At 54.2% G+C, this 18,119-nt stretch carries 14 protein-coding genes and 2 tRNA genes; 4 read left to right on the plus strand and 12 right to left on the minus strand.

Annotation, left to right across the window (positions count from 1 at the left end; genetic code table 11):
• Positions 1-38: 38 nt before the first annotated feature.
• A complete protein-coding gene (gene argA, locus BIY29_RS06510; RefSeq protein WP_121574343.1) occupies positions 39-1,367 on the minus strand; it encodes an amino-acid N-acetyltransferase in 1,329 nt (442 codons plus the stop codon).
• Between the two features lie 258 nt (positions 1,368-1,625).
• Between argA and amiC the strand changes: the two genes are divergently transcribed.
• On the plus strand, positions 1,626-2,867 hold the full coding sequence (amiC, locus tag BIY29_RS06515; protein ID WP_121574344.1) for an N-acetylmuramoyl-L-alanine amidase AmiC: 1,242 nt from the start codon (positions 1,626-1,628) through the stop codon (positions 2,865-2,867).
• 83 nt (positions 2,868-2,950) lie between these two features.
• Here amiC and BIY29_RS06520 read toward each other — a convergent pair whose 3' ends face one another.
• From BIY29_RS06520 to BIY29_RS06540, 3 genes are all read right to left on the minus strand, one after another.
• Positions 2,951-4,087, minus strand: coding sequence for an SMP-30/gluconolactonase/LRE family protein (locus BIY29_RS06520; RefSeq protein ID WP_121574345.1), 1,137 nt, complete (start codon positions 4,085-4,087; stop codon positions 2,951-2,953).
• Between the two features lie 536 nt (positions 4,088-4,623).
• Positions 4,624-4,700 (minus strand) — tRNA-Met (locus BIY29_RS06535).
• A gap of 45 nt (positions 4,701-4,745) precedes the next feature.
• Positions 4,746-4,822, minus strand: a tRNA-Met gene (locus BIY29_RS06540).
• A 302-nt stretch (positions 4,823-5,124) separates the two neighbouring features.
• On the opposite strand from BIY29_RS06540, the gene mltA reads away from it, so the two are divergent.
• Positions 5,125-6,297: a murein transglycosylase A gene (mltA, locus tag BIY29_RS06545; RefSeq protein WP_121574348.1), complete on the plus strand. Its 1,173-nt coding sequence runs from the start codon at positions 5,125-5,127 to the stop codon at positions 6,295-6,297.
• 75 nt (positions 6,298-6,372) lie between these two features.
• Here mltA and BIY29_RS06550 read toward each other — a convergent pair whose 3' ends face one another.
• The 7 genes from BIY29_RS06550 to BIY29_RS06580 are packed head-to-tail and all read right to left on the minus strand — an operon-like array spanning position 6,373 to position 14,140.
• On the minus strand, positions 6,373-7,290 hold the full coding sequence (locus BIY29_RS06550) for a 4-hydroxy-tetrahydrodipicolinate synthase family protein (RefSeq protein WP_121574349.1): 918 nt from the start codon (positions 7,288-7,290) through the stop codon (positions 6,373-6,375).
• A 32-nt stretch (positions 7,291-7,322) separates the two neighbouring features.
• On the minus strand, positions 7,323-8,036 hold the full coding sequence (locus BIY29_RS06555) for a TetR/AcrR family transcriptional regulator (RefSeq protein ID WP_121574350.1): 714 nt from the start codon (positions 8,034-8,036) through the stop codon (positions 7,323-7,325).
• 47 nt (positions 8,037-8,083) lie between these two features.
• Positions 8,084-8,863 (minus strand): SDR family oxidoreductase, encoded by a 780-nt coding sequence (locus BIY29_RS06560; protein ID WP_121574351.1) that lies wholly within the window; start codon positions 8,861-8,863, stop codon positions 8,084-8,086.
• Positions 8,864-8,867: 4 nt separating this feature from the next.
• Positions 8,868-10,604 carry an ABC transporter ATP-binding protein gene (locus tag BIY29_RS06565; RefSeq protein ID WP_121574352.1) on the minus strand — a complete coding sequence of 579 codons (1,737 nt, stop codon included), beginning with the start codon at positions 10,602-10,604 and terminating at the stop codon, positions 8,868-8,870.
• Entirely contained in the window at positions 10,601-11,521 is a 921-nt protein-coding gene (locus tag BIY29_RS06570) for an ABC transporter permease (RefSeq protein ID WP_121574353.1), read from the minus strand. Before BIY29_RS06570 ends, BIY29_RS06565 begins: the two co-directional genes overlap by 4 nt.
• Position 11,522: 1 nt before the next feature.
• The gene (locus BIY29_RS06575; RefSeq protein ID WP_121574354.1) at positions 11,523-12,509 is read right to left on the minus strand and encodes an ABC transporter permease; all 987 of its coding nucleotides are present in this window, start codon (positions 12,507-12,509) and stop codon (positions 11,523-11,525) included.
• A gap of 50 nt (positions 12,510-12,559) precedes the next feature.
• Complete coding sequence (locus BIY29_RS06580; RefSeq protein WP_121574398.1) at positions 12,560-14,140, minus strand: ABC transporter substrate-binding protein; 1,581 nt, start codon at positions 14,138-14,140, stop codon at positions 12,560-12,562.
• Positions 14,141-14,536: 396 nt separating this feature from the next.
• Here BIY29_RS06580 and BIY29_RS06585 point away from each other — a divergent pair, with 396 nt between their 5' ends.
• Together BIY29_RS06585 and tcdA are read left to right on the plus strand one after the other, a co-directional pair.
• Positions 14,537-16,795 carry a molybdopterin guanine dinucleotide-containing S/N-oxide reductase gene (locus BIY29_RS06585; protein ID WP_121574355.1) on the plus strand — a complete coding sequence of 753 codons (2,259 nt, stop codon included), beginning with the start codon at positions 14,537-14,539 and terminating at the stop codon, positions 16,793-16,795.
• A gap of 48 nt (positions 16,796-16,843) precedes the next feature.
• On the plus strand, positions 16,844-17,647 hold the full coding sequence (gene tcdA / locus BIY29_RS06590; RefSeq protein ID WP_121574356.1) for a tRNA cyclic N6-threonylcarbamoyladenosine(37) synthase TcdA: 804 nt from the start codon (positions 16,844-16,846) through the stop codon (positions 17,645-17,647).
• A 19-nt stretch (positions 17,648-17,666) separates the two neighbouring features.
• Here tcdA and csdE read toward each other — a convergent pair whose 3' ends face one another.
• Positions 17,667-18,119 (minus strand): cysteine desulfurase sulfur acceptor subunit CsdE, encoded by a 453-nt coding sequence (gene csdE, locus BIY29_RS06595; protein WP_121574357.1) that lies wholly within the window; start codon positions 18,117-18,119, stop codon positions 17,667-17,669.

Consider the following 18,119-nt stretch of genomic DNA (forward strand, 5'->3'; position numbering starts at 1 on the left):
CCCGTGGCGGCTTCAACGCCACGGGTGAATTGATTGGCTCAGGTCAGATCCAGCACCAGGATTTTTGAGCGGCGCTGATAGTTATATAGCTCCTGTTTTTTCTTCGGCAGCATTTCCACTTCAGCGAGTAAAAATCCGCGTTCCTGGAACCAGTGAATACTGTGAGTGGTCAGGACGAAAAGTTTTTTCAGCCCTTGCAGGCGGGCCTGGGCCGTAATTCTTTGTAACAGCATGTCGCCACGTGAAGAACTGCGATAGTCCGGGTGAACCGCTACGCAGGCCATTTCACCGATGCTTTCTTCCGGGAAAGGGTAGAGCGCAGCACAGGCTATGGTCAGGTTATCGCGCACGGCGACGGTAAATTTATCGATCTCCATTTCCAGCTGTTCACGGGAGCGTCTGACCAGAATGCCTTGCTGTTCCAGCGGACGGATCAGTTCCAGAATGCCGCCGATATCGTTAATCGTCGCACGGCGCACCTGTTCGGCACTTTCCATGACGATCTGCGTACCTATACCATCACGAGAAAACAGTTCCTGTAGCAGTGCGCCATTATCCTGATAGCTGATCAGATGGCTGCGGCGCACGCCGCTGCGGCAGGCTTTCACCGCGCCGCGCAAAAATCTGACGGTGCCGGACTGGTAATCGCCTCGCTGCTCCAGCGCTTCGATGCGCTGTTGCGCTTCATCCGGGAATAGCTCGGAAATGATCTTGCCGTCTTCATTAATCACACCCTGTGAAGAACAGAAACCAATCATCTTTTCCGCTTTCAGTTTGATCGCCAACTGGGTGGCGACTTCTTCAGAGGTCAAATTAAAACTTTCTCCAGTGACGGAAACCGCCACCGGCCCCAGCAGAACAATCGCCCCGCTGTTCAATTGACGGTGCAGAGCATCTTCATCAATACGGCGAATACGCCCGCTATGGCAGTAGTCGACGCCGTCATCCACGCCGAGAGGCTGGGCAATGATAAAGTTTCCGCTGACGACGTTAATATGCGCGCCCTGTAGCGGCGTATTATTTAAGCTCATGGACAGACGGGCGGTGATATCCAGTTGCAACATCCCGGCGGCCTGTTTAACCAGCTCCAGCGTGGTGCTGTCCGTGATGCGGATATTCTTGTGGTAGCGTGGTTCGTAGTGATGCGTTGTCAGGTTGCTATCAATCTGAGGGCGAGCGCCATAAACCACCACCAGCTTAATCCCCAGGCTGTGCAACAGCCCGATATCATTAACGATGCTGGCGAAGTTTTCATGCTCAATGGCTTCACCGCCCAGCATGATGACAAAGGTTTTGCCACGGTGGGCATTGATATAGGGAACTGAGTGGCGGAAGCCTTCTACCAGTTCTGTACTACGCTCCTTCACGGTGACTCCTGTTTGAATTTTTATTCGCAATTTTTGTATTTTTATTCTTTGACAGGTAAAAGGCAAGGGGTAAGTAACGGGGGAAATTCCGGCTGAGTAAATTAAAACTTATCCCCTTCGTACCTGGAAGATAAAGCCTGTAAAGCATAAAAATGATTTTTGCATGACATGGCAGGGGAGATTGGTTAAAGTTTTTGACAATTTTCCGCTATTTGCTTCGCGTAACGGGCAATAACACAGTAATCAGATCGGAGTTGCATGTCTTACTCGAATCACAATCTGACTCGGCGGCGCCTGTTACAAAGCGCGGCGGCAACCTGGCTATTAAGTGTAAGCGGGGTTGGCATGGCTGCTGACGCACAGGTGATTGCCGTACGCGTCTGGCCTTCTTCTTCTTATACTCGCGTAACGCTGGAATCAAATCATTCGCTTAAATACAAGCAGTTTACCCTCAGCAATCCGGATCGCATCGTGGTGGATATTGAGGATATTCATTTAAATGGCGTGTTGAAGAATATTCCCGCTCAGTTTCAGCAAAATGATCCGCTGATTAAAGAGGCCCGCATTGGTCAGTTTGATAAAAGTACGGTGCGGCTGGTACTGGAACTAAAGCAAGGCGCCAGCGCCAAGCTGTTTACGCTTAGTCCTGTCGCGGAATTCAAACATCGTCTGGTTGTGGATCTTTATCCGGATGTCGGCAAGTATGACAATGAAGAAGACCCATTGCTGGCGCTGCTGGAGGATTATAACAAAGGCGATCTGGAACGCACGCTACCAGCGGAGGCGCCTAAAGCCGGGAAAGTCGGGCGCGATCGTCCGCTGATCATCATGCTTGATCCTGGTCACGGTGGTGAAGATCCCGGTGCTATCGGTAAAAATAAAACCCGCGAAAAAGATATTGTGCTGCAAATTGCTCGCCGCCTTCGCACCTTGATTGAGCGCGAATCCAATATGAAAGCGTATATGACACGTAATGAAGACGTATTTATTCCCTTGCGCGTGCGGGTTGCTAAAGCGCGTAAGCAGCGGGCCGATCTGTTTATTTCCATTCATGCGGATGCGTTTACCAACCGTGCGGCAAGGGGATCGTCGGTGTTTGCGCTGTCCAAAAAGGGGGCAACCAGTTCGGCGGCGAGCTTTCTGGCGCAGACTCAAAACGAATCGGACTTAATCGGCGGGGTGAGCATGAGTGGCGACCGTTATCTGGACCATGCCATGTTTGATCTGGTCCAGACCGTTACCATTAATGACAGCCTGAAGTTTGGTACGGAAATATTGACCCGTCTGGGCCGGGTGAACCGCTTACATAAAAATCGCGTCGATCAGGCCGGGTTCGCCGTACTGAAAGCCCCCGATATTCCTTCCGTTCTGGTCGAGACGGCATTCATCAGTAATCTTGAAGAAGAACGTAAATTACGTACCAGCCAGTTTCAGCAGCAGATAGCCGAATCCATTCTTGCTGGCATCAAAGCCTATTTTGCCAGCCAGTCGGCGCGGTAAGCAGCAACGGGTGAGTATGCGTTTCTCATCGGGGATGACAATTATCTCGTGGGCTGATAGTGCAGCCCCAATGAGACGGCTGTTTACTCCCCCCGCACCACCCCGGCCGGGATGCGGAAAAGCTCAAAAGGCTTTTGCGCCGCCGGGCCGCGATGGATTTGTGTCGCAGTCACATAGAGTGAGCCATCCTGTCCCCAGGCCAAACTGTCCGGCCAGCTCAGACGCGGATGATGGGCTACCATCTCGATGCCGCCGTCGGGCGTCCAGCGGCGGACGGCGTTGTGTTCGATCGAGGTGAGATAGACCCGGCCCTGGGTATCGATCTCCAGACCATCGGAAGGCCCTACCTCAGCCACGCGTTCGATCCGGGCGGCAAGCGCCTTTTGTGAAAGATCAGGGTCGATCAGCGCCGCGATCGGCAGACGGTAGAGCGTGCGAGCGGTGAGCGCCTGCCAGTAGACCCAGCCGCGGATACCGTCCACTGCAATGCCATCGGCATGAATCTGCGGCCGCTGTCCTCGTTGCCTGAAGGCGGCGCCATCGATCATCACATCGATTTCTTCGGCCATCACACTCGGATGCCCGGCCAGCAGACGTCGGGCATGCCCGGTTTGCAGATCCAACACGATCAGAGCGCCTGCACCCGAATCGGTGATGAAGCCCCAACGGCCAGATGCGTCGAAGCGGATGTCGTTGAGATAACTCGCCTCGGTTGCAATCGATTCATCAAAAAGATATGTATGAACCACGGTGTCGGTGACAGAATCGATACGCACCAGTTTGGGCGCTCCGGCCACCACCTGTCCCCCCGGCATCCGGCCTGAATCGAGCGCAAACAGATGTCCGCCAGGGCCTGCGACCACACTTTGCACACATACCCAGTACGTAGCTGGATCCAATCCCTGGCCCGGTTCCCAGGCATTGGTCTGGGCATTGGGGTAGGGCGCGATAGCGCCGCTCACGGCATCCAACAGGCCGACTGAAATAGGCGTTTCCGGCTGCCAGCGCGGAAAATTGACCACGATCTTGTCATTGGCCAGCACCGCTACGCCCGTCCAGCGATGCTCGGCGTGACCGGCTACCTCAATGGCGGCGTTCGTGGACGCACGGGCGGCAGGCACCGAATTTCCTAAACCTAAACCGCCCAACCAGCTAATAACCAGCCCTACTATAACCAGCTCGGCCCACCGCTTGGCGGCTTGATGCGGAAACGATTTCATATGACTGAACTCCTTTCAAGGCTTATTCATGGAAGCGGTTCCTCAGCTAAGGAACCCGGCGGCGATCGGTGGTATCTGACCTCTGACGCGTGTCGGATTAATGCCGGAGATCCGCTCAAAGTGATTCATAACAAGGCTTTCGAGCATGTTCCGCTCGGAATAGAGGTGTTCGCAGAGGCGGATATCACGCGCCACCTCCCTACAATTATTGGGCATTACAACATACCTGCGATAACACATCTATGTTTGCATAGCAAAAACGAGAAGCGCGGATGATCCTGGCGCAGACACAGGAAGAGTCCGAGCCGATCTGGGCGGTGGTATCTTGGGTATTTCGTGGTGTTGACGGAGATGATCATGCGTACCGTAATGGGAACGCTGGTCATGGGGGGGTGTTTCGGCAAGCCAGCCAGAGTGCCCGGATCAGGCCGCTGGAGGTAGGTTGCTCGGAGACGCCGGACTGAATGCAAAAAAGCCGCCAAATGGCGGCCTGACTTATTAGCTACATTGGTATTTGCAGCGATTTATATTGAAATTGGTTGCGGGGGCCGGATTTGAACCGACGACCTTCGGGTTATGAGCCCGACGAGCTACCAGGCTGCTCCACCCCGCGTCCGTTTTGGTATCATACTTCTTTTGATGGACTACTCACATCAATTGGTTGCGGGGGCCGGATTTGAACCGACGACCTTCGGGTTATGAGCCCGACGAGCTACCAGGCTGCTCCACCCCGCGTCCGTGGAAGCGCACTATACTCTGCATGAGTTTCTATGCAACCTATTTCTGCAAAAAATAGGGGGTAGCCTGTGTGGTTGCTGAATTTACCACCCAATGGGATGTTTTTTAAACATAATAGTGGTTTATGGTGAGCATCCTGCTCGTCACCTTACGGGCCGTCGCTGTGCGACGTTAAAAAACGCGTGCGGCGTTTTATGACTCGCTCCGTCCGTTTTTTATCGGGTGTCGTTTCTTTCTATATAGGTGTTTGTTATCGTTCGGCAGTGAATCTGTCGATGTCAAAAGAGAGCGCAAAGAAGATGAGAGGATGTTGGGGAAAATATCTGCTGACCGGCGTGGTGATTGCCATTCTTGCGGGGTGCCAGTCCAAACCCACCGATCGTGGACAGCAATATAAGGATGGGCACCTCAATCAGCCTCTGGAACTGGTGAATGAACCGAATGCAACCGGCAAACCCGTTAACGCCAGAGACTTTGTCACGCAGGTATCTGAAATCAGGGCGGCATCACCGGGCCTGTATAGCCGCAACACCAACACCTTTCAGGCGATAGAAAGCTGGATGATGTCGGGTGCCGATACCCGCGAACTGAGCAAGTTTGGCCTGAGCGCCTGGCAGATGGAGGGGGTGGACAACTTTGGCAATGTTCAATTTACCGGTTATTACACCCCGGTGCTGCAAGCCCGTTATACCCGTCAGGGCGAGTTCCGCTATCCGCTTTATGCCATGCCTCCCCGGGGCAAGAAAAACCGCCGACTGCCGGATCGGGCCTCCATTTATTCTGGCGCTTTAGATGAGCGTCTTGTCCTGGCCTGGTCCAATTCACTGGTGGACAACTTTATGATGGAAGTGCAGGGCAGCGCCTATATTGATTTTGGCGATGGCCGCCCGCTCACCTTCTTCGGTTATGCCGGTAAAAATGGTCATGCCTATCGCAGTATCGGCAAGGTGTTGATCGACCGTGGTGAAGTGGCGCGTGAAGATATGTCGATGCAGGCTATCCGTAAATGGGCCGAGCAGCACACCGAATATGAAGTCCGTGAGCTGCTGGAACAGAATCCGTCCTTTGTGTTCTTTAAACCGATGATGTCTTCCCCGGTAAAAGGGGCGAGCGCCGTGCCGCTGGTGGCTAAAGCGTCTGTCGCTTCCGACCGTTCGCTGATCCCCGCCGGAACGGCGCTGTTGGCCGAGGTGCCTTTATTGGATAATGCAGGAAAGTTCACCGGTAAATACGAAATGCGCCTGATGGTGGCGCTGGATGTGGGCGGTGCGATTAAAGGCCACCACTTCGATATTTATCAAGGCATTGGTCATGAAGCCGGTCATGCGGCGGGGTTCTATAACCACTATGGCCGGGTATGGGTGTTGAAAAATGTGCAAAGTGAGGGAACCTTGTTTAGCGCAGCTCAAAGCAGCCCATCAATGAATACCCGCAGTTCAGGATCGCTGTTGGTCAGTAATCCACAGAATTAATATTCCCCTGCACGCCATATCAACGGCAGCCAGAACAGCGACTGCCGTTAAAAAATCACGTCACGGGTGGTTAACTTACACCTGAAAACCGTATTTGCGGCTTAATCCCAGGTCATTGACGATACGCACGCCGGTTTGTAAAGCGTCACCTTGCAAGTCCCGTAATGGTCGGCGCAGGCTGCCTGCAGGCAAACCGACGGCCTTCATCAGCGATTTCACGGCAACCGGGTTAATTGCCGAATAGGTGTAGTGCAGCAACGGCAGCAGGTGCTGATAGGCAACACGAAAACGTTCAGCATCTTCGCCGTTTTTCCACGGTCGTGAAATCTCCGCCAGTTCCGCCGGGGCAATGTTCCCGGTCATATTAGCCGTACCATGCCCGCCCAGCGACATGGTCGGGACGACCAGGCCGAGGTTTGGTGAATCGCAGCACATAACGGAAACCTCTGGATTACCCGCCAGCACCTGGGCGACCTGTCCGACACGGGTGGTGGATTCTTTATGAATAACGTAATTCGGGTGTTTGAAAATACGCAGCAGCGATGTCCAGTGCAGGTCGGTTTTAACTCTGGGCGGATTATTATAAATCCCTAGTGGCAGATCGGTCGCGTCGGCAATTTCCAGAAAATAGTGTTCGATGTCGTTTTCGCTGGCGCAAATATAGGCCGGTGCGGCAATAATGGCCCCGTCTGCGCCGTTATCGCGGGCGTAGCGAACATAGTCAATGGTGGTATCCGTATTATTACCGGTGCAGCCGTAAAACAGCTTCATCTTGTTACTGCGGTATTGGGCGGTACGCCGGATAATCTCTTTTCTCTCTTCTGCGGAAAGCATGGAAACCTCACCGGTGGAGCCCATGATTAATACGGCGGTCGTGCCATGCTCTTGCTGAAATTTTAATAAGGCTTCAAATGCGCCGAAGTCTACGTTGCCGTCTTCATTGAATGGCGTAATGAGTGCGACAAACGACCCTTCAATTTTTTCTCTGCTCATGTTTCTTCCTGTCGGTCTGGGGTAAATAAAAATCAGGATTGAAGCGGCGCTGCGGTAAAGCCCGCCTCAACAAAATGCAATAAATGTTCCAGAACCCGGTCATCGTCACTGTTGTCGCACAGTCCTTGCGACAATAACGCCAGCCTTCCGGATCGCGGATCGGCATCGGTCAGAACGTGCATGGCGGCGCCGCGGGCGAACTCGTAACGCCAGATGATTTCTGTCCGCGGCAGTTCAGGCAGCGAACGGGAAAAGGCATCAATGAAACGATGGGCCACCTGATCAAATTGAGCGGCAAGCAAGGTGGTGACTTCCAACCCCGGCGTGGCGCGTAAATGTTGCAACAACCGCACCACGATACGTCCGCCATCCGGGGTACGGGCGGTTTTCACCAGGGGCCGCAATAGTGCGTCCAGCAGTGCTGAAAGCGGTGGAACATGGCCTTGACAACGATGTTCAACCTCATCCAGCAAACGGGTTCGCTCTTCATTCAGCGGGCCTAATACGGCGTCAATAACCGCCCGCAATAATCCGTCTTTGGAACCAAAGTAATAATTCACTGAGGCCAGATTGGCGTTTGTCGCTTCGGTAATTTCCCGAATCGTGGTCAGTTCGCTGCCTTTATAGGCAAAAATGGTGATCGCCTCATTCAAGATCCGCTGCTTGATATCCGCTTCTTTGTCTTTTAGCGCTTTATTCTTACTGTCGTTATTTTTAACTATCTGATCTTTAAGTGTTGTCACCATGACTTGTCCTTTTCATTGTGCGAATAACGGCGTGATTACGGATATGCTTAAAACGTGCCCGGATAGCTGCCGCCATCAATAAGCAGATTCTGACCGGTGATATAGCCCGCCTGCCGGGAGCATAAGAAGGCGCAGGCGGCGCCGAATTCTTCCGGTCTGCCATAGCGTTTTGCCGGGTTAGCTTCCGCCCGTTCCTGCTGGATGGCGGTGAAGTCACGCCCTGTTTGCTCAGACAGTGACCGGATGTGTTGCCACTGCCCCTCTGTGTCGAAAATACCCGGCAGAATATTATTAATCGTCACATTTCGATCGATGACGGTGCGGGATAAACCGGCAACAAACCCGGTCAACCCAGCGCGTGCGCTATTGGACAACCCCAGTTCGAGCTGGGGGATCTTTACGCTGCGGGAGGTGATATTGACGATACGGCCAAAGCCGCGCTCGCTCATGCCGTCGACGGTCAGGCGAATCATTTCAATCGGCCCCAGCATCATGCTATCGAGCGCCGCCAGCCAGTGTTCTCGCTGCCACTGACGGAAATCCCCCGGCGTTGGCCCGCTGGCGTTATTAATTAAAATATCGGGCTGGGGGCAGGCTTCCAATGCCGCGTCGCGCCCGGCTTGCGTGGTGATATCGGCGATAACGGCGGCAGGGCGGTTGCCGGTTTGCTGATAAATATCCTGCTGTGCCTCCTGTAAGACGGCCCCTGTGCGGGCAAGCAGCGTGACCTCGACACCTTCCCGCGCCAGTTGCAACGCGGCGGCTTTGCCCAGTCCGCGGTTCGCGCCCCATACCAGCGCTTTTTTCCCCTGAATACCAAGATCCATACGGCTAAACCTCTTGAATTATCTGTTTGTTCACCGTCAGAACGGCGTTATGGGTAGTCTGCCGTCGGCGGAGAACGGTTTCGCGCTGCCCTCCCGGCACCGCATCAATCAGCTTGCGGGTGTAAGGATGCTGTGGCTGGTGCCAGATACTGTAATGATCGCCGCTTTCTACACAACGCCCATTTTGCATCACCATCACCCGGTCGGCGATGTAGCGCACGACGGCGAGATCGTGGGAGATAAACAGCAGCGAAAGCCCCATTTCATTTTTCAGCTCAACCAGAAGATTGAGGATTTGTGCCTGAATAGAGACATCGAGAGCTGAAACCGGTTCGTCGCAAATCACCAGTGAAGGGCGCACAACCAGCGCACGGGCGATGCCAATACGTTGGCGCTGTCCGCCGGAGAACTCATGGGGATAGCGGCTCAGGCTGCCAGTCGGCAACCCGACACGGTCAATAATGTTGCGGATCGACTGCTGCCGTTGAGCACGATCGCCGATGCCATGCACAATCAACGGGGTTTCCAGAATATGTTGAATGCTATGGCGTGGATTCAGCGAGGCGTAGGGGTCCTGAAAGATCATCTGCACCCGCTGACGCAGGGTTTTCAGCCGTGATTCCTTGAGTGCGGTGATGTCCTGACCATCAAAAACGATCTGCCCCTGTGAGGGGGGCAACAGGCGCAGAATGGTTTTTGACAGGGTTGATTTTCCACAGCCGGATTCGCCCACCAGCCCGAGGGTTTCCCCCGGCAGAATATCCAGCGAAACGTCATTGACGGCCGTTACCGCGCCCTGCGCCGTCTGGTATTTCGTGTGGATATTTTTTAAAGACAGCAGCGGCGGCTGGTCTGCTATCCGGGGACGGTGAGTCAACGGCGGCGGCGTCACCAGCGTAAACCGGGCCTCTTCCGCTTGCTGATAATGATGGATTTCCGCCAGACGGCTGGTGCGGTAGTGTACGTCCTGATCCATATGCAGCGAGGTCGCCAGCAGCCCACGGGTATAATTGTGGGTGGGGGCCTGAAATAGCAACGAGGTTTGCGCTTCCTCTACTTTTTGTCCGGCGTGCATTACGGCAACACGATCGGCCCACTGCGCCACCAGACCGAGATCGTGGGTAATCAGCAGCAGGCTCATCGACAATTCATGCCGCAGTCTGTCGAGCAGTTCGAGGATCTGCGCCTGAATGGTGACGTCCAGCGCGGTGGTCGGTTCATCGGCGATCAGCAAACGGGGCTGGCATGCCACCGCCATAGCGATCATCACGCGCTGGCGCTGTCCGCCAGACAGGTTGTGCGAGTAATCGTCCACGCGGCGGGCAGGCTCGGGAATTTTTACCAAATCCAGCAACTCGATGGTTTTGGCTCGTGCAGCGGCGGTGGTCAGATTTTCGTGTAGCTGCAGCGTTTCGCTAATCTGCTGGCCGATGGACAACACCGGGTTGAGCGAGGTCATCGGTTCCTGAAAAATCATTGACAGCGTACTTCCCCGCAACTGGCGCATGTTGCGCTCCGGCAGCGTGAGCAGATCTTGTCCGTCGAGCATAATGCGCCCGCTGACCTTGCCAGGTTCGGCAACCAGGCGCATTAATGACAGCGCGGTCGCTGATTTCCCACAGCCGGATTCCCCCACCAGCGCCAGCGTTTCGCCCGCATTAATGGTCAGATTCAGCCCGCGCACGGCCTGATGACCGGGAAAGTTAACGCATAAGTCTTGAATATCCACCAGTGGCTTCATGCGCCTCTCCCCCGCAAACGCGGATTTAATGCATCGTTCAGGGCATCACCAACCAGATTCAAAGACAAAACGGTCAAAACCAGTGCGGTGCCGGGCAGCGCGGTCAGAAACCATGCGGAACGCAATGACTCGCGGCCAGCGCCGATCATACTGCCCCAACTCACCCGATTCGGATCGCCAAAACCAAGAAATGATAAGGCGGATTCAATCAGAATAGCCGAGGCCACCATCACCGATGTGGTGACAATGATGGACGGCAGGGCATTGGGTAACATTTCCTGTAGGATAATGCGCAGGCTGGAAAATCCCTGACTGCGTGCCGCCAGTACAAAATCGCTTTCACGCAGTGAACGGAATTCGGCACGAACCAGACGGGCAATCGTCGGCCATGCTGCGATGCCGATAGCCAGCGAAATCAGGCCGACAGAAGGGTTTCCTATCGCCACCAGCACCACCACCAGCAGAAAGGTAGGGAATGTCTGGAACAGTTCGGTAATGTGAACCAGTACATCATCCACCCGACCGCCAAAATAACCGGCAAGGGCGCCGACCAGCGTGCCAATCACCAGACTGACGATGACCGCCGAAAAACCAATCTGTAGTGATACCTGTGAGCCATGCACAATACCGGCGGCGACATCCCGCCCCAGCGAATCAGTCCCCAATGGAAACCGGGTGTCTTCCCCCGGCCACAAAAAGGGCTGCGCTACCATGTCCAACGGATCGCCGGGATAGATGAACGGCGCGCTGGCCGCCATCAGAAAAACGGTTATCAATAACAGTAAACCCGCCATACCGGCTGGATTGCGGATAAACGCCCGGATTTCCGGCGACAGGCGAGAAGAGGGTTTCAATGAGCCAGCGGCCACCGGCTTTCCTCCATCAGGGACGATGTTATCAGGGATAATGTTATTCATATCAGCGAGCCTTAATACGCGGGTCGAGCCAGGATTGCAGTAAATCCACCAGCACGTTCGCCAGGATGACCAGAAAAGCCGAAAGCAGCAGCACGCCAAGCAGTACGTTGAAATCACGCGCCATCACCGCCTCCAGCGCCAGACGGCCCAGCCCCGGCCAACTGAATACGGTTTCAACCACGGCGGCGCCCCCCAACAGGTTGCCGAAATGCATCCCGGCCACGGTAGTGATGGGTAACAGGGCGCAGCGTAAAATATGACGAACGGTCACCGCCAACGGCGCCAGCCCTTTCGCATGAGCGGTACGCACAAAATCCTGTTGGGCGATTTCCAGCATGGCTGCGCGGGTCAGGCGTGCATAAATGGCAATAAAAAAACTACTGAGCGCCAGCACCGGCAGTACAGCATGTTGCAGCATATCTTTGAAATGCGCCCAGCCGGTCAGGTTGGCGCCAATAGTCACGTTCCCCCCGCTTGGCAACCAGTCGAGGTGAACGGAAAACAGGATCAGCGCCATCAGGCCAATCCAGAACCCAGGCGTGGAGTAAAGCAGCAGAGCAAATAATGAGAGGAGCCGATCGGGCCATTTCCCGGCCCACGCCGCCATAGCGGCGCCCAGCAGAATACCGGCAATAATCGCCACCACCTGCGACAGCAGCATCAGGAATAGCGTACCGGGCAGACGGGACATAATCAGCTCCATGACCGGTGCGTTGTAACGTGGCGAGAAGCCAAGGCTGAACTGCGCCAGATTAGTCAGATAATGATAAAGCTGTTGCAGAACGGGCTGATCGAGACCGAACTGGGTGCGCATGTGGGCCAGGGTTGCCTCAGTCGCACTGCCTGATTCGCCGGCCAGTACGTCAACCGCATCGCCCGGCACCAGTTGCAGCAGGAAGAACACCAGCACGATGATACCTATCGCCGTTGGCAGCGCGTGAAGCAGGGTTCGTCGCAATACGCGTCCGATTCGTTCCAATGTATTCATCACAGACCTTATGAGTAGAGGTTCCCCTGCTTACGCAGGGGAGAGCCGAATTACTGATCCAGCCACAGGTCAGACAGGCTGCCGTTCACGCCCTGAATATCGGTCAGGTGATTGTGTACCCGCTTGTTGTAGATGGTCAGACGTTTAATCTGGAGCAGGTTAAGGTCCGGTAGTTCAACTTCCACAATGCGTTGGAACTGTTTGTACAACTCGGCGCGTTTGGCAGGATCGGTCTCCAGCGAGGCTTGTTCCAGCAGGCGATCTACTTCCGGGTTGGCGTAGTGCGAGCCGTTGCCGAAAGGTACGCCGGGTTTAAAGGCTTTTGACCAGTACAGACGTTGAACGCCTACCGCGGGATCGAACAGGTTGGAAATAGAGTGGTTGGTAAAATCAAAATCGCGCTCGGTGTAAACGCGCTTGATATAGGTAGCGAAATCCTGCGAACGGATAGTGACATCAATGCCGACTTTGGCCAGTGCGGATTTAACGTATTCAGCCACGCGTTTAAAGCCATCGCCATAAGGCAGGTAGTCATGCGTCAGTTTGAAACGGATACCGTTTGCCTGACGTGCAAAACCCGCCTCATCCAGTAAGGCATTCGCTTTGGCGATATCAAAACCATAAGGGGAGGGCGTGCTGTCATGAAACTGCGCCAGCTCTGGCGTAATCGGGGTGGGAGAGTTCACTGCATAGCCGTACCACACCACGTTTTTCAGTACCTCACGGTTAATGCTGTGGGCAATCGCCTGACGAACTTTCAGGTTTTTCAGGTAAACATTATCCAGATTGAATTCGATACGGGTTTGTGTTGGCCCATAACCATAGCCGCCCGTTTCAATTGCCAATTTGCTGTTTTTCTGAATGCGTTCAATTTCACTTAATGGCACCGGTGATTCACTGCCGAGATCAAGTGCGCCGGTTTCAAAAGCAATGGTACGCGTTGCGGCATCAGGAATAAATTTCACCACCAGTTTATCGATATAAGGTTTGGGTTTATCCCAATACTCAGGGTTGCGCTCATAAATAATATGGCTGCCGCGAACCCATTCCTTAAAGACATAGGGGCCTGTACCGACAGGCGCGGTATTATGCGGGTTGCTGCGAATATCGGTTCCTTCATACAAATGTTTTGGAACAATGGGCGCTTCATTCGCGGAAAAAGCGCTCAATAAATAGGGGGCGGGCTGCGATAGTTCAATAATTGCGGTATAGGGATCAGGGGTTTTCACGTCGGTGACGCTGGCAAACGTACCCTGCCCACGTGAATTATATTGTTTGACGGCCAGTATTGAAAATGCGACATCCGCAGAGGTGAAATCCTGTCCGTCATGCCATTTCACGCCTTTGCGCAGATGAAAGGTATATTGTTTTCCGTCCGGGCTGACTGACCAACGGGTAGCCAATGCCGGAACGGGATTAAGGTTGAAATCATAATTAAGTAACCCTTCAATCACTTTTGAATTGACCTTCAGAATAGGGCCGGCTGTGTTGACAAGGGTAGTCAGTACCGGAGGTTCCGGCTCTACCAGGAAATTGAGGGTGCCCCCCTGTTTCGGGCTGGGTTCCGCCGCCTGACTGTGTAAGCTGAATAGTGAAAAGGCCAATACCAATAAAAGCGCCTGTTTTTTCATGTTTTCCATCCCTATTCGGAGAATTGGCTTCTCCGTTTTTATTTTTTGCATAACAAAATTTTTGCGAACGAACTCATTTCTCTATGTGAAAAGAGAAAATAAAAAATGCACATGAAGGATTAATTCAACATCGGATGGATAACGAATTTACATTATGCTGGCTTTTTTCGGGTGTCGCGCTTTTCATCCGGGTTTCCTGGTTTCAAGTTTGGTTAATAAAAGGTGTTTCCCTTTTTCTTTTCCGACCAAACATTATCCTAACGATTGTTTTAAACAAACGTTTAAATCCGTATAAACAATGTCGAATTACGCATAATCATTGTTGGTTCCGGCGATTGGGCAGGGCGTTGATTCACGCTATTATATAGTCCGCTAACTACTTACCATGAGGTCGTCATGTCGATTAAGCGTTATCCACACCTTGCTCACTGGGGCGCGTTTACCGCCGTTGTTGAGGATGGAAAATTGATTCGTTGTGAGCCATTCGAAGACGATCCTTCACCTTCCGCCATGCTCGATTCTATTGTCCCGCTGGTGTATTCAAAACGGCGCATCCGTCGTCCCTCTGTGCGTCGTTCCTGGCTGCAAAAGCGTGAAAAAAGCGACGGTTCTCTGCGTGGCAAAGAAGATTTTGTTGAGGTCGACTGGGATGTCGCGCTCGATTTGGTCGCTGAAGAAAACCGCCGTATCCGCGATCGTTATGGCGCTGACGGGCTATTTGCCGGCTCCTATGGCTGGTCTTCCGCCGGACGTTTTCATCATGCCCGATCGCAGGTACGCCGTTTTTATTTTTCCGGTGGTGGCGCGGTGGATCAGTTGGGTAACTATAGCTGGGGAGCGGCGCAGTTTTTTCTGCCGTATGTGATCGGCACGTTTCATCCGCTGACCGGTAAGGTGACGGAGTGGCGAAGTGTTGCCGAGCATTGTGATATTTTTCTCGCCTTTGGCGGGCTGGCGCTGAAAAATGCCCAGGTGGCATCTGGCGGCGCGGGGCACCATACGCTGAAACCCGCGCTGGAAAAGTTAGTGGCGAAGGGTATTCCGGTTATTAATATCAGCCCGATGCGTGACGATTGCCCGGCGTTTGTTAATGCGGAATGGATCCCTATCCGCCCGAATACCGATGTGGCGCTGATGCTGGCGCTGGGGTATGAAATTCAACGTCTGGGCGCGGACGACAAGGCTTTCCTGCAACGTTACTGTGTCGGTTATGAGCAGTTGACGGATTACCTTACCGGCCGCAGTGACGGCATAGCAAAAACCCCCGCGTGGGCCAGCGGCATCACCGGTATTCCGGCTGGACGTATCCAGCGTTTGGCACAACAGCTAATCGGCGTGCGCAGCTTTATTACCTGCGCCTATTCCGTTCAGCGGGCGCACCGGGGCGAACAGCCTTACTGGATGATGATTGCCCTGTCGTCGATGCTGGGGCAGGTCGGGTTGCCGGGCGGCGGTTTCTCGTTTGGTCATGGCTCCATGAACAGTGTCGGCAATGAACGTATTGCCACGCCAGCGCCGGCTTCCCCCTCCAGCCCCAATGCCGGGCGGTCGATCCCGGTCGCCCGTATTGCCGATATGTTGCTGAATCCCGGCCAACCGTACACCTTTCAAGGGGAAACGCATACCTTTCCTGATATTCATCTGATCCACTGGGCCGGGGGCAATCCTTTTCATCATCACCAGCAATTGAACCGGCTGGTGGAAGGGTGGAGCCGACCAGATACGGTGATTGTGCAGGACATTGTCTGGACACCTGCGGCGCAGATGGCGGATATCGTGCTGCCGGTCACCACCACGCTGGAGCGAAATGATATCGGTGGTTCTTCACGCGATCGTTTTATTTTTGCCATGCATCAGGCGATTGCGCCACAGCATCAGGCACGCCATGATTTCGATATTTTCAGCGAACTGGCGGAGCGGTTGGGCTATCAGGATGTCTTCACCCAAAACCGCAGTGAGCGGGAATGGCTGGCAACGCTTTATGATGAGTGCCGTACCAGACAGCAGGATGCGGGGCAATTGTGGCCGTCATTTGACGCGTTCTGGCATAAAGGCCATGTTGAGATCCCGATGGATGATAAGCCGTTTGTGTTCTTTGAAGATTTCCGTCGTGACCCGCAGCAGAATGCGCTGCAAACGCCAAGCGGTAAAATCGAGCTGTTCAGCGCCACCATTGCGGGTTATGACTATCCCGATTTTGCGCCGCATCCAGAGTGGCGACCGCCGGTTGAATGGTTGGGCGCGCCAGCGACAGAAACCTGGCCGTTGCACTTTATTTCCATTCAGCCAGCGGATCGCTTGCATAGTCAACTGGCTACCACGCCGCAAGTCGAGGCCAATAAAACCGCAGGCCGGGAAACGCTGTATATGCATCCGCAGGATGCGGCGGCGCGGGATATCAGCGATCGTTCACAGGTAGAAGTCAGAAATGCCCGGGGCCGCATCCTGGCTGGCGTTCAGATTACCGACGGCGTTACGCCGGGGGTGGTGATTATGTCTACCGGCGCCTGGTTTGAACCCGGTTTTGGGCGCAAAGAGTGGCACCCTGTCGAACAATCAGGCAACGCCAACGTGCTGACGCTGGATATTGGAACGTCCCCGCTGACGCAAGGCCCGAACGCCATGAGCTGTCTGGTGGAGGTGGTGCGGGTTTAGGGTTATCCTGAGGCGTTTTTATTTTCCTCATGTAAAAGGTTGGTGGTAATGAGTACGCAATTGTCCGAAGCCTATCTTCAGCGTTTCGGTGGCACCGCGCGTTTATATGGCCGACAGGCGCTGACGCTGTTTTCTCAGGCCCATGTCTGTGTGATTGGGATTGGCGGCGTGGGTTCATGGGCCGCAGAAGCGCTGGCCCGGAGCGGCATTGGCGCCATTACCCTGATTGATATGGATGATGTGTGCGTCAGCAATACCAACCGGCAGATCCATGCCCTGCGCCAGCATACCGGGCAGGCGAAAACGGAGGTGATGGCGGAACGTATTCTGGCGATTAATCCTGAATGCAACGTGACCTGTGTGGATGATTTTATCAGTGCTGAGAATGTCGCGGCGTTACTCGATAATAATTTCAGCTATGTCATTGACGCCATTGATAGTGTGCGCCCAAAAGCCGCGCTGCTGTCTTACTGTCGGCGCTATAAAATTCCGGTAGTGACCACCGGGGGCGCCGGGGGGCAAATTGATCCGACGCGTATTGCGGTGGCCGACTTGGCAAAAACCATTCAGGATCCGCTGGCGGCCAAACTGCGCGAACGGCTGAAGCATGATTTTCACGTAGTGAAAAACAGTAAAGGCAAATTAGGGATTGATTGCGTGTTTTCCAGCGAACCACTGGTCTATCCGCAGCCTGATGGCTCGGTGTGCGCGTCACGCAGCACCGCCGAGGGCGTAAAGCGTATGGATTGCGCATCCGGTTTTGGCGCCGCAACTATGGTAACGGCAACCTTCGGTTTTGTTGCCGTTTCTCACGTGTTGAAAAAAATGATGGCGAAAGCAGCGCGGCAGTAGGTCGTTGCGCTGGCGGATTCTATTGCCGGGAGGCTTGCGCCGCAATGGCCTGTATTCTGGCGGCCAGTGCGGCCAGGCCGCTGGCGCGAGAGGCGCTGAGTTGTGCGCGCAATCCCAGCGTATCGAACAGCGCCAGCGGGTCGTCCCGCAGCAACTCGTCGGCGGTTTTGCCTTCTGTTGCGGTTAATAACACCACCAGCAACCCACGCACGATACGTCCATCGCTGTCGCCATAAAAGTGCAGAGTGCCATCATCCTGACGTTGATAACCCAGCCATACCTGATTTTCGCAACCGGGTAGCGCAACCTCTGCGCTTTTTAATGTTTCCGGCAGGGAAGGGAGTTGTTTGGCTAATAAAATAAGTTGCCGGTAGCGCTCTTCCCATGAACGGCAGGCGTCGAAACGTGTTTTCAGGTCAGCGGCGCTAATCTGCTGGCCGAACGGATGAGTAGTGAGTGCAATATTCGTCAT

This window comes from Brenneria alni (assembly GCF_003666245.1).
Lineage (GTDB): Bacteria > Pseudomonadota > Gammaproteobacteria > Enterobacterales > Enterobacteriaceae > Brenneria > Brenneria alni.

What these genes read in the sequence shown, in the direction of transcription:
- amiC (WP_121574344.1), top strand. Translation starts at nt 1,626, where the DNA reads ATGTCTTACTCGAATCACAATCTGACTCGGCGGCGCCTGTTACAAAGC.
- BIY29_RS06520 (WP_121574345.1), bottom strand. Translation starts at nt 4,087, where the DNA reads ATGAAATCGTTTCCGCATCAAGCCGCCAAGCGGTGGGCCGAGCTGGTT.
- mltA (WP_121574348.1), top strand. Translation starts at nt 5,125, where the DNA reads ATGAGAGGATGTTGGGGAAAATATCTGCTGACCGGCGTGGTGATTGCC.
- BIY29_RS06550 (WP_121574349.1), bottom strand. Translation starts at nt 7,290, where the DNA reads ATGAGCAGAGAAAAAATTGAAGGGTCGTTTGTCGCACTCATTACGCCA.
- BIY29_RS06555 (WP_121574350.1), bottom strand. Translation starts at nt 8,036, where the DNA reads ATGGTGACAACACTTAAAGATCAGATAGTTAAAAATAACGACAGTAAG.
- BIY29_RS06560 (WP_121574351.1), bottom strand. Translation starts at nt 8,863, where the DNA reads ATGGATCTTGGTATTCAGGGGAAAAAAGCGCTGGTATGGGGCGCGAAC.
- BIY29_RS06565 (WP_121574352.1), bottom strand. Translation starts at nt 10,604, where the DNA reads ATGAAGCCACTGGTGGATATTCAAGACTTATGCGTTAACTTTCCCGGT.
- BIY29_RS06570 (WP_121574353.1), bottom strand. Translation starts at nt 11,521, where the DNA reads ATGAATAACATTATCCCTGATAACATCGTCCCTGATGGAGGAAAGCCG.
- BIY29_RS06575 (WP_121574354.1), bottom strand. Translation starts at nt 12,509, where the DNA reads ATGAATACATTGGAACGAATCGGACGCGTATTGCGACGAACCCTGCTT.
- BIY29_RS06580 (WP_121574398.1), bottom strand. Translation starts at nt 14,140, where the DNA reads ATGAAAAAACAGGCGCTTTTATTGGTATTGGCCTTTTCACTATTCAGC.
- BIY29_RS06585 (WP_121574355.1), top strand. Translation starts at nt 14,537, where the DNA reads ATGTCGATTAAGCGTTATCCACACCTTGCTCACTGGGGCGCGTTTACC.
- tcdA (WP_121574356.1), top strand. Translation starts at nt 16,844, where the DNA reads ATGAGTACGCAATTGTCCGAAGCCTATCTTCAGCGTTTCGGTGGCACC.
- csdE (WP_121574357.1), bottom strand. Translation starts at nt 18,119, where the DNA reads ATGACGAATATTGCACTCACTACTCATCCGTTCGGCCAGCAGATTAGC.